Raw genomic sequence first — 11,845 nt, 5'->3', positions numbered from 1 at the left:
ATGGAGGCGATCTCCTCAGGAGCCATCGACGTGAGCAGTTACGTGACCCATCGCGTACCGTTCGCGGACATGATCGAGCATTTTGAGAGCTGGCTAAAGCCCGAAACAAAAGTCATCAAAGCGATGCTGGAACTGTAATGCAAGCAGGGCGTAAATCGTGAACAAGACAAACCGCCGGATCAATCGATAATGCAAGATATGGAAATTGAGGCTACATCGAATGCGATGTAGCCTATTTTGGTGCAGTGGAAAGAAAGTACAAATAAATCCACAAACGACTGCATGGTTACCATTAAGCCGCTTTATTATAATGTAACTATAAATAAAGCGCTTTCATTGGAAAAACCGAAATGGAGGTGATCGCTATGTGATTAGAAATTAGCTACTTTGGATGTGAGAAATGGTTGGAATTTGAAGGTTCAGTTCAGCCCCGCAGTCGATTTACTATTCTCGTATTGCTTGTTCTTCGCTAAAACGTCCCCATTATTTCTTTGCCCTTGAAAGTAAGCGTCGCAGAAATCCTGCTTGACTTGCGAGACGCGGAGCTGACTGCTACGATGCATGCACGCGATTACAAAATGAAAGGAAATTCGTAATGAAGTGAAATGTTATCAGGGAGTCCGACAGGTTTAAAAGTTTAAAGGAGGAAATAATGTTGGCAAAAAAAAGAATCATATCATTTCTATCTCCATTATTGATCTTAATCATGCTTTTGCAAACGATCATAATCTTCCCCAAGCAAACTCACGCTGAAATCACACCTGCATTAGCTCCTGTTTTACCGGAGTTCAGTAACCCGGTAAGCCCCATATTTAACCCGAATTATAGCGAACTGATTGGTCGGTCCGATCTGAATTACAACGGTATGATCACAAGCGGCACCCAAGGAATGCCTGTGGCGAACGGTAGGTTCGGCGGGCCTGTTTGGCAGAGCAACAGCAATACGCTTGTTATGCAATTGAATCACACGGATTCCTTCATGTTCAACGATGCCTCTTCTGTTTCCAAAGATCATACCAATTCGGGCGGCGGTGCCTTGGGACGCGTCCATATCGGTTTGGGGGCAGATACGGTTTTTAACGGTGCTACGGTACAGCATTTATCCTTGTACGACGGCAAATTAAGCATCAATGGAGCCGGAGTCGCCGTCAATGTAATCGCCAATATGAATTCAGATGCCATTGCGATTCAAATAACGGATAATCGCGCGACGCCTAAAGCGATCACCGTCGATCTGGCCATGCTGCGCGATGCGAACCAAGTATGGGGGCCTCATTCTGCGGTTTCCACACTCACCACGCATTCAGATAATAAGACGGTCGTATTGGAACAAGTTATTCAGGAACCAAGCAGTACAGGTATAGCGGTTAATAATTATTACAACCGCACAGCCGTTGCGGCAACCGTGCAAGGCAGAAATGTTTCGTCGGTTACCAACAGCACGGTAGGCTCACGTCAATCGCTTCGGCTGAATTTGCCCGCACAAAGCGGCACCTTCACCGTCATCATCGGGGGAGACTCGACAATGAATCAATCGGTGAACGTGAAAGCTAACGCCATCGCGAACGCAGTGAACTCTCCGACCTATAACAGCATATATGCCACCGGTCAGGGTTGGTGGAGCGACTTCTGGGATAAATCATACATCTATTTGCCTTCGAAGAAGGATTTCGAACAACGACGCAACTATTACATGTATTTGGCTGCCATTTCCAACAGAGGCAACTTTCCGTCCAAGTATAACGGTGGGATTTGGATCGGCGAGGAGGATCGGCGGGACTGGGGCAGTTTTTATTGGAACTGGAACCAGGATTCCTTGTATCAGCCTTTGATTGCAGCGAACCACATGGAATTAATGGATCCGATGTTTAAAATGCGGGATAAGAGCTATGAGCAGTATGTAACCGCAGCAGATCAAATGTGGGGCAGCCAGGGGGTTTTTATCGGCGAGACGGCCGGCGTCCTCGGCTGGGAAACGCTGCCGAGCAATATCGCTTCTTCAGTAAAGCAATATTACAATTTCAATGCCAACACGCGTTCGCAAGAATTCACTGCTATGACGATGGAGAGAAATCGATTTCTCCCGGTATGGAACTGGAACATATTCGGCGCTAATAACCAGGCGAGTTACGTATCGCATACCATGATGGCAACCCAGGAAACCGCCGAGTATTATTGGCAAATCTATCTATACACCAAAGATATTGACTGGTTGAGGGACGAAGCCTATCCGATCATCAAAGGCGCGGCGGAGCTTTACCGCACCTATCCAGGATTAAGGAAAGAAGTCGACGGAAAATATCATTTCTACAATACGAATCTTCACGAGCATATTTGGGCCGGTAAAGACGTCATCGATGATTTGTCCATGGCTAAGGGCGTCTTTGCGGCGGTAGTCGAGGCTTCGACACTGCTGGGAGTCGACGCGAGTATGCGCTCTCAATGGGTGGATCGCCGCGATAATCTCGCGAGATATCCTTTGCGCACGGACACGGGCGCCCTGTGGGCGGGAAGTACGAATTCGTCGCTTGCTTCTCAACTCGCGACTACTCAGCCCGCATGGGCACAAGGACTGCAGCCTGCATACTTTATAAGGGATTTGCACGGAACGGAAAGCCCGATCTTTAAAATGCTCGAAAAGTATGACGTGCTGAATTTGGAAACAAGGGATCAGGGCTTAGATAACGGCGATTGGGCAATCGCGCTTAATACTTATCTCCATTCTCCTGGTTATTTAAATCAAGTTCAAAATCAAGTAATTGATAGAAACGGATCCAGCCGCTTTCATGTAGACGCCGCTAAACTTGGGCGTGCGAACGATATGGATGAGATTTTAAATACGCAGTATGGTGTTTTCACTACGAACGGAGTGTATCCGAACCTACTCTTTGACCAAGGAGATTATTATTCCGCAGAAGGCTACGGAACGTTTTCGGCTGCGCTTCAGGAAGCACTTAATCAAAGCCTTAGCCCAACGCCCGTCGGAGATCCAGTGATACGTGTATTTCCGGCATGGCCATCGGCATGGGACGCTAAATACAAGCTGCTTGCCAAAAATGGTTTTGTAGTTTCCTCCTCCATGAAATCGGGGGATATCCAGTATGTCGAAATTGAATCAAAGCTTGGTAATGTAGCTCGTGTCAGGAACCCATGGACAACAAATGTCGTGCTCTATCGCAATGGCGTTCAGAGCGAGACGCTTTCCGGTTCGTTGCTGAGCTTTAACACCACGCCTGGGGAAACCATCGTGCTGGTGAGAACGGGTACGAATCCGGATCAATACAGAAGTACCTCCTTAGATGGATCGGGCACAGTCACGTATGAAGCGGAGAACGCTCAACTGTCCAGTGGAGCGAAAGTCAACAACGACCATCCAGGTTATACGGGAACCGGATTTGTAGACGGTTACTGGAATTCCGGAGCAACTGCGAGCTTCAGCGTGAATGTTGCGTCCTCAGGCAGCTATCGCGTGCTCGCTCGTTATGCCAACGCTCAGAACAATCCGTCTACAGCAAGTATTTACGTAAACGCAATGAAGATTAAGCAATCAAACTTTCCGAAATTAGCGAACTGGGATACGTGGGGTAATCAATCGGAAGTGTTGACGTTGAACGCCGGGACGAACATGATCGCCTACAAATACGATTCCGGCGATACGGGTTGGGTCAACTTCGACAGTATTTCTTTGCTCCCCGTTAAGTTTGAAGCGGAATCGGCGCAGCTTTCGGGCGGTGCCAAAGTCAACACGGATCATACGGGATATACGGGAAGCGGATTCGTGGACGGATACGTGACTTTGGGCGCCACCACGACATTCAGCGTAACCGCTGCTGCCGCAGGGAATTATAACGTAACGGCCCGTTATGCAAACGCACAGAACAATCCATCCACCGTGAGTGTTTATGTGAATGGAACGAAAATCAAGCAAGCAAGCTTCCAAAGGCTTACGAACTGGGATACTTGGGGGAACCAAACGGAAGCGTTGGCTTTGAACGCAGGAGTCAATACCATTACTTATAAATATGAAACAGGCGATACAGGTTGGATTAACCTCGATTACATTCTGGTACAATAACGTATTGTTTTTGGCTGGATCGAGCCTCGCTAATAGTGTATTCTGCGTCTGCAACAAATTGATGTCGTTTAGAACGTAAGCGATACCCTCAGTTGATACACCTTTTCATCATGTGGAAAGAAAAGCGAAAACAAGAAGAACCAGCGCTAAGAAGCTGGTTCTTCTTGTTTTCGCGATTTTATGATTTTCTCCCCGTACTGGAAAATTTATCCTAATTGTGGCTGAGCGAGAATCTAGGCGTGATTTTCTTCCACAGATGCTTAAGTTCCGTATTTCCAAGGGGTTTTTGCTTTGGAAACATTAGCTTGCCACTGTAATTCGGAAACAAAAGCATGCCAAGACGCCAAACTTAGGGTTAAGTATCATCGTCGTCTAAACACAGATTGAAGACATAAAGCTTTCCATCACGGCAGCAAGACATCGACCTTCGACAAATTGACTTGCCGATTCAAACAATTCCTTTTTTACATCGGGTTGTGTTCACAATGTCAAAAAATTCGACAATACGGGCGAAGGACTCGAGGACTTGATCTCCATTGGAACGATCGGGCTGATAAAAGCCATCGAGAGCTTCCAGACGGGAAAAGGCACGAAGCTTGCGACGTTCGCGGCGCGCTGCATCGAGAACGAGATCCTGATGCATCTCCGGTCGCTCAAGAAAACGCGCAAGGACGTGTCTTTGCATGATCCGATCGGAACGGACAAAGAGGGTAATGAAATCACGCTCATCGACATCCTGGGGACGGAAGCCGACGAGGTCGCGGACCGGGTTCAATTGAAAATTGAAAAAAGTAAAATATATAAAAATCTCGACATCCTGGATGAACGCGAAAAGGAAGTCGTGGTCGGTCGGTTTGGCCTCATCACCGGGGGGGAAGAACGGACGCAGCGTGAGATCGCGAAAGAATTAGGTATTTCACGTTCTTATGTGTCGCGTATCGAGAAGCGTGCACTCATGAAACTATATCATGAGTTTTATAAAGTAAAAAAATAAAATGCCATTGTTGTTGTTCCAAGGTGCAATAATTTTGAGGTTGAATTGGTATTACGCAGACCAAAGGAGACACGTGATAAGCGCTGTCTCTTTTTTTTTCTGAGGATGTAATGTAGAACACTATACTCACGCTTTGGGTGAAATTGCCCTCGGTCCGATGGGGAGACTTTCGTCGCCTCCGGATTTCAATGTTACCGGAGCAGCGATCTGGAAGCTCGATCAACAAACTATTACGCAGGTCGATGGGAATGTAGGCCGAATGCAATCGTTCCATAGGAATCGTAACGAATCAAGACCATATGGCATGGTCTTTCTTTAGAAGGCGCGAGATTGCACACATCCATCTACTATGCTATCCTTTTCGTAAGACCCAAGTACTTTCCGTATATTTTTTGGGAAGTTGTAAATTGACGGATGAGTAGTTAAGAGCAATCGTTGCTGAGAATAATGAGCTGTTAGTTAAAGTAGCTAACTTGCTAAGAGGGATTCGAGATGAATAGACGACCGACAAGAGGTACAATTCGCAGCCGCGCCTCCGGATCATCCGCCGTTTCTAAACGTGGCAGGAAGTATGGTGGAAGAAGGTTTTATGGTCCTGGTGTTCACCTAACTTACGAACACGTAAATGGTAAGCGAACTCGTGTTGTAGTCAAAATCGATGAAAATTCGAACGTGTATGTTGGTCCAACCGTAGAAGGTCCGGATGCAGAATACATTAAAGTTGTGAGCTGCAGGGTTGACGTGCGGAAACCATCCTTCGTTTAATACATTACAAAAACAAAACCCGGTACGGCTTACAGCTGTACCGGGTTTTGTTTTCTTGTTGATTAGTAGAATGATCTTTATTATCTGGACTACTATTCATTAATTCGGTTGACTGCAGTGACAGTCAGTTGATCGACCGACATCGTTGTCGGGTGACAACAACATAATCCGTAGAAAGCTGCGTAAAACGCAGCTTTTTTTGTATGATATAAAGTTCTTGTCACGGACCAATGACAAGAACTTTATGTCATTCTTGATAAAAACGGTATAGTTTAAACCGTCTGCAAGTAGGCTTTCTCGGCATGCTTGACGCCGATGTAGCGCGCTGCCAACGCCAGTAGTTCGCAGGTTCGAGGACATGTTCCGTGCTTAAGCGACTGATTTCTCTCGGTAGAGGGAAGAGTCTGAGCGTTGCGATTGCGCTGGTGCAGGTTAGGATTTTAAAGATCTGGCGCAGCTCGGGGAAGACAATGTCTACCCAGCGATGAATCTGGTTAACTGCGGCATTGAGGCGCTTGGTGACCGTTTCTCGATTTGCCATAAGAATACGTAGTTCATCGAAGGTTCCCGGATGAAAACGATGATCATATCTGCAATAACGAGGGCGTCCTTACGATCGCTTTTAGATGGAGTATGTCTCGGTTTTCTTTGTTCTTTTTGACGAGATGAGGATTAACCGGAACCGCTTCAATGCCTTGATTGATAAGCCAACGGGCTAGGCTGAACCAGTAGTGGCCGGTGGGTTCCATGCCAACGATGACTTAGCTCAGTTTGTAGGTGCTCAGCAGATCTTGAATCCAACGTTCGAATTGATTGAACCCTTCTCTGAACCCTTCTCGATGGTTACCGAACTCGAGCGGTGTGCCCAGCGCTATACCCCGAAAGCTGACGGCGCTGGCCACATGAACTTCCTGGGCGATGTCTACGCCAACGACCAGGTGAAGAACGGTAATGTTTTCAATCCGTTGATTTTGCTTGTCTTGTGCTTTAAACTTCATAGAAGAGCGACCTCCTGATGGGCTTTTTGAGGCTTTTGACCTCGTGCGTAACCCCATCGTACCGAGGCGCTCGTTTTTGTTCAAACGCCGAATTATTCGTTTTACAGGAATTCTAACGGGCTGTACAGTGGCCAAAGATGGCTAGCGGTTTGATCTGATTGAATGCTCGGCTTGTTAAATGGATGGTCCGGATCCGCACTGCCCCTGGTGTGCATCAGCGGGACATTTGGAGCAAGTTCGATTGGATATAGACGGCAGTGCTGAAAGTATGATCTAACACGAACATTTATTCTATTCTACTACCGGATTTTTCCAGTGAAATGCTATAATTATAGAAGGGTAACAGGTGGGTAGGTCAACGGTGTAGCTCTCCGCAAAGGTGGTGATCACCCTGACCTTTGATGCGCTTATTGCAGTAGTTAGACTACTGGCCGCACTTTTGAGTTTATGGTTTGGAATCCATAAGCTTTATCGTTGGCTCAGACGCAAAAAGCAGCAAAAAACCCACCGCCAAGGTTGACCGCCGAGCGTGGGTTTTTCGCTGATCTAATCTGAATCAGTCGCGCACCGTGGGATGCACTTCTGTTATCCGGGACGGGGTGGCTCCCCGTCTTAATTCTAGTTTAAGCATACCACTTCTAATTTATTACCGCAAGAATAGCATAATCAATCCTCTCAAATAAAAATTACCGTAATGGGGGCAGGAGTCTCGTGAGCAACGCTCAATCTGGACCGATCCATTATAATAACTGGGATGATGTGCTGGTTATACAGCAAAATGGCATTGAATGAGAAGGGATTGAAGCCGGGCCCGACTGTTCACGGCATGATTTATAAGAAACCGCCGGCGGCTCATTCAGCTCTTCCATGAAAACGAGGCCACCCCAGAACGAAAGCTTACACTAAAGCAGCTTATGCCAAATAGCTTTTTTGCTGAATTGGTTTGCTATTAGCACTCCGGGTATTGCGATTATGACACCTTGTGTTATAAGACGCTATTATCCGGAAGGATAACAAACCTAATCGAAAGTATATCTGGAATGGTGTTGGCGAATCTTTCAATGGCTATAAACCTTATTATCCAGCCCGTCATTAAGGACGGCTCAACCTTCGTTTCATTCCGGAAATTCCGGGGATGGGATGGCAATTACAATGGGAATGTGCGATCAAGATAACGCAACAATCAATGGACCAGCAAATCTTAAACAAGTCAAACGCTTAGGATATGAAAAGTATCCTTATGGATAATGTTTTTCAAATCTGAAAACTGTCATACTTGGCTTTGCAATTACGGATTGCTGTCATACGACATCGTGCCAAATTGCGTTGTCGTGACTGCTCCTTAGCGGAGCTTTCGGGGAATGTTCCTTGTTTGAGCCGAGATGGGGGGAGAAATGTCCTGACAAACGTAACGGGCAGTTCGGTCGGAGTTCCGAACTGGAATTGCTTCGGATGGAACTTACCAGCAGGACCGTCTCTGCAGAAAAGCCATCTGCAGTTGAAGAGTTTAAAAGAACAGAAGGAGTTTTGTTAATGTCGAATATGCCAGATATGAGGCTTGATCCCTACCCATGGTACGCTAGCATGCTTGAAACAAACCCTGTCACATTCAGTTCCGAATTTAGAGCTTTCCTTGTCTTCCGTGCCGATGACGTACGAAAGGTACTCAGCGATTACCAGACGTTCTCGTCCGCCATCTTTGATGGCTTGTCTCTGGATCTTCCATTCGAAAATCAGCTAACAGGAATGGATCCGCCGCGGCATACGCAGATTAGAGCGTTGGCGACTCATGCATTTACGCCGAAAGCTGTTTTGGAGCTCGAACCGCGCATGAATCTTATTGTAAACTGCCTTTTGGACGAGATGCTGGCCAAGCAGGAAAGCGACTTTGTGCACGATTTCGCCATTCCTTTTCCAATAACGGTAATTGCCGAGATACTGGGCGTGCCCGATAAAGATCGCGTCAAATTTAAATATTGGTCCGATGTTATTGTTCGCATATCGGATAGATTGCTTTCCGGGCTTTCGGATTCGCTTCCCGAGCATATCGCCGCATACAACGAGATGACCGATTTTTTCCGGAGCTTGCTGCAGGAAAGAAGGAGGCAGCCGCAAGGCGACCTCATCTCGCGCCTAGCTCTAGCTGAGGTGGAAGGACGCCAGTTAACCGATATGGAAGCGAGCAACTTCTGCGTTATTCTGATGGTAGCCGGAAATGAGACGACGACGAATCTGCTGACCAATGCCATGCGTACATTCGCCGAGCATCCCGACCAGTGGGAACTGCTGCGTCAAGAGCCGCGGCTGATTCCGCAAGCCGTCGACGAAATTATGCGGTACCGCACATCAGTTCAATTCATTACCCGGATTGTAAAGCAAGACGGGGAAATAGGCGGAGTGAAAATAAAGGCAGGCGAGCGGGTAGCCGCCTTCCTGGGCGCAGCGAACCGAGACCCGGCAAAGTACGAAAATCCGAACGTATTTGATATTACGCGTCCGTCAGGTGCAAACATGACATTCGGCCACGGTATCCATTTCTGCCTCGGAGCGCCTTTGGCCCGCTTGGAAATGACTGCTGCGCTGAAGGAAATGATCCATCGGGTTGATACCTTCAAGGTGCCGGAGGTGGCAGTGCTGGAGCCGCTGAACGCGATAAATCTCCTGGGCCTCAAAAGCTTGCCGCTGCAAATCATCGGTAGATGATACAAGGTTACGGTGACACGCAGGTGATAAATGTACATTCGATAAGCGACGGTCCGGGACATGAATATAATGTCCTGGACCGCCGTTTGTCTTGTTACTCACTTTTCCTTCAAAGCCGTCTGGAGTTCGACAAGATCTGCCTTTTACAATAATAAAATTGTGATACACTTACTGTATTTCCGGATCGGGATGTGAGTACAAATGAGGTTTGAGACTAATCGAATGTTTGCAAGAGAACGGTACTATATCGTCGGCAGGGAAACCGAACTCGAGCAGTTTGAAGGGCTGCTGCAAGGAGGGTCTGACCGCAAGTTTGATGGAGCAGCTATGCTACATGTTTACGGGACAGGTGGAGTGGGAAAAAGCACCTTTCTGCGCTTATGCCAACATGCCGCTGAGCAGACGGGAGCATACTTCATGCAATTGGACAGCCGTGATTTTGTTCATACCGAACCGGGGGTAACCGAAGCGCTGTTTCGTAAATTTATAGATTGCGAGGCAATTGAGGAACGCCAGTTTTTGAGCGAAAAAGAGTGGAAGCTAAAAGACCTAATCGAGGCTTTTCGGAATATGCCGCCAGAACGAGGCGTCGTTCTGGCTTTTGATACATTTGAAGAGATGCAGGATATGGAGACGTGGCTGCGGGACCGACTAATTCCTTGGCTCCCAGAAGGTGGGATTGTGTTAACAGCTGGCCGCTATCCTCTAAAGGGCTCTTGGGTCCAGAAGCCAGCTTGGAGAGAGCGCCTGAAGCAGGTGTTAATCAATCACTTGGATCGCTCGGATTGCATGGACTACCTGCAGCGATGCGGGCTATCCGATGAGAATCGCATGGAACGAATATGGCGGCAAACGAAAGGACATCCACTGACGCTGTCACTTGCCGCTGCGCGGGATGGGAAGGAAGAAAGCCATGCCGGCGTTCCGAATCAGATTTGGTTTGGAGAAATAGCGGCCCTTTGGCTAAAAGAAGTACCGAATCAGGAGCTAAGAAAATGGGTAGAAGCTGCTTCGATTCTTCGGCATTTTAATCTAGAGCTGCTTGAGCACGTCATGCAGGAGAAGTTGTCGCCCATTATTTTCGACCAGTTGGTCGCCTTTTCTTTCGTCCGAAAATCCGAACGTGGGTGGCAACTGCATGACCTCATGCAAGATTCTGTCAGTGAATTGCTCAAGGAGCGCTCGCCAAGGCTTTATAAGCAATTACGAGAACGAAGCGCGTCATTTTATGCCGGGGTATTACTGAATAGAGATGAGGGGGGAGGGGGCGGCTGGGAGGTCGGGGAATTGTTCCGATACGCCGGAGTCAAGGTAGTGCGCGCACTTACAAGCGATGCGTCTACCGACTCTTATTTCTGGGAAACAGTGACAGAATCTACGCTTGACGAGGCTGCTGCTTACGTTGAGTGGCGCAGGAACTGTTCAGATGACATAGTGGGTACGGATATCGATCCGGAGACGGGGGAGGAGTATCTAATTCACTATTCTTCCGAGGCACTGCGCATCAACGTCGCGGGCGTTAACGTAAGGGCCTTATTTCAGCTTGAACCACAATCCCTCAAGCTGCTGCGTGATCGGAGCGGGGCTTCTGCTGCCTTAGCCGCAATCATTCCATTTCACAACAATTCGTTGGAGTGGCTTAAAGATGACCCTCACTGCGGACCTTATCTGGCCTCTTTATCCGCCGAAGCGCGTCACCGGTTGAAGACGCCTCGTGAAAGGCCGGCAGGATGGTTTATCAAGTTACATGACTTCCGAAACGTGCTTGATCCGGATCAGCGTACAGTCGGTATGCAACTGATCTATGAATATATGTGTGGCGGGGAAATCCTTGTCTGTTCGCCCTATCCGTCCGAGATTGCGCGGCATTTTTATCCGAGTATCGGATTCACCGTCGCCCAGGGTGCTACGCATTGCAACTATGATGGGGTGATGCCGACTCCAACTTATGTGTTCGACACGAGAGGAGAGAAGCTGCGTCATTTTCTAGAAGATTTGCTTTGCCGCGCCGGTAGTATTTCAGGGTTGCAGTTCCTCTCGAAAACATACGTCAAGCCAAGTGGACCGGCCAATGTAGATAACGGGCTGTCTCGAAGCGGCCAAGTGATCAAGAGGATGACGGAGCGCGAAGCGGAGGTAGCATCGCTAGTCCTTACAGGCTGCTCCAACCTCGAAATTGCAAATCAGCTATATATTTCCGAGGTCACCGTCAAAAAGCACCTAAAATCAGTTTATGCCAAGCTGAATATACGAACCCGGACGCAACTGGCCGCCTTGATGGCGGCATCGACTACTGACGGTTGAGCGCAA

At 47.9% G+C, this 11,845-nt stretch carries 3 protein-coding genes and 2 pseudogenes; 4 read left to right on the top strand and 1 reads right to left on the bottom strand.

Annotation, left to right across the window (positions count from 1 at the left end; all coding sequences use genetic code 11):
- Positions 1-652: 652 nt before the first annotated feature.
- Together GT019_RS32215 and sigK are read left to right on the top strand one after the other, a co-directional pair.
- Positions 653-4,075 carry a CBM35 domain-containing protein gene (locus GT019_RS32215; RefSeq protein WP_161747355.1) on the top strand — a complete coding sequence of 1,141 codons (3,423 nt, stop codon included), beginning with the start codon at positions 653-655 and terminating at the stop codon, positions 4,073-4,075.
- Positions 4,076-4,556: 481 nt separating this feature from the next.
- Positions 4,557-5,069, top strand: a pseudogene (gene sigK / locus GT019_RS31240) (RNA polymerase sporulation sigma factor SigK); the annotation flags it as partial.
- 1,117 nt (positions 5,070-6,186) lie between these two features.
- On the opposite strand, the pseudogene GT019_RS32805 reads toward sigK, so the two are convergent.
- Positions 6,187-6,832, bottom strand: a pseudogene (locus GT019_RS32805) (IS110 family transposase); the annotation flags it as partial.
- A 1,452-nt stretch (positions 6,833-8,284) separates the two neighbouring features.
- On the opposite strand from GT019_RS32805, the gene GT019_RS31230 reads away from it, so the two are divergent.
- Positions 8,285-9,535: a cytochrome P450 gene (locus GT019_RS31230; RefSeq protein ID WP_235949626.1), complete on the top strand. Its 1,251-nt coding sequence runs from the start codon at positions 8,285-8,287 to the stop codon at positions 9,533-9,535.
- Between the two features lie 201 nt (positions 9,536-9,736).
- Positions 9,737-11,839: a LuxR family transcriptional regulator gene (locus tag GT019_RS31225; protein WP_161747354.1), complete on the top strand. Its 2,103-nt coding sequence runs from the start codon at positions 9,737-9,739 to the stop codon at positions 11,837-11,839.
- The last annotated feature ends 6 nt before the right edge of the window (positions 11,840-11,845 follow it).

The organism is Paenibacillus glycinis (genome assembly GCF_009909185.1).
GTDB classification, from domain to species: domain Bacteria; phylum Bacillota; class Bacilli; order Paenibacillales; family Paenibacillaceae; genus Paenibacillus_Z; species Paenibacillus_Z glycinis.
The sequence above is the reverse complement of the archived record's forward strand: the minus strand, read 5'-3'. Positions and strand labels throughout refer to the sequence as shown.